Raw genomic sequence first — 728 nt, forward strand, 5'->3', positions numbered from 1 at the left:
GCATAAAGAACATATTTTATCTATTCATCGTCAGCACCCTTACTATGGGTATAAACGCATGACTCGTGCTTTAGCTCGAGAAGGAATGGTAATGAATCATAAACGTGTTCGCCGTCTCATGAGAGAATTAGGCATCCAATCTATCATCCGAAAAAAACGTCCATTTTACGGAAGGAAAACATCGGTGATATTTAAAAATCATTTGAACCGAGAGTTTCAAGCGGACAAACAAAATCAAAAATATGTAACGGATATTACTTATGTACGAATTGGAGATCAGTTTGCTTATTTGTCAGCTGTGTTAGATCTATACAACAATGAAATTGTTGCCTGGAAGCTATCTCGAAGAAATGATTTAGATTTGGTTTTAACTACATTACAACAATTAGAGGGGAAATCCTTATCCATTAAGCCCCTTTTACATTCAGATCAAGGGTTTCAATATACATCAAAATCTTACGCAAAGCAGTTAGAAAGATTAGGATTTGTCGGTAGTCATTCTAGACGTGGGAACTGTTTTGATAATGCATGTATTGAATCATTCTTCTCACATTTAAAAACAGAGAAGTTGTATTTAGTGCGCCCAAAAACATATGAAATGGCTTATCAAGCAATTCAAGAATATATTCAATTCTATAATACAGAAAGGTTCCAAGAAAAACTTCACGGCCTTTCCCCGATAGAATATCGGGAAAAGGCCGTGGCATAATACTCTTTTTATTACTGTC

General features: G+C 35.3%; 1 protein-coding gene. It reads left to right on the forward strand.

Annotated elements, in window-relative coordinates:
- Positions 1-709, forward strand: a 709-nt coding sequence (locus ACTFO4_RS30320) for an IS3 family transposase (protein WP_440018881.1), incomplete at its 5' end; no start/stop codon positions are given.
- Positions 710-728 lie beyond the last annotated feature (19 nt).

Origin of the sequence: Bacillus cereus group sp. MYBKT14-1 (assembly GCF_051915185.1) — a bacterium.
GTDB classification, from domain to species: Bacteria; Bacillota; Bacilli; order Bacillales; family Bacillaceae_G; genus Bacillus_A; species Bacillus_A cereus.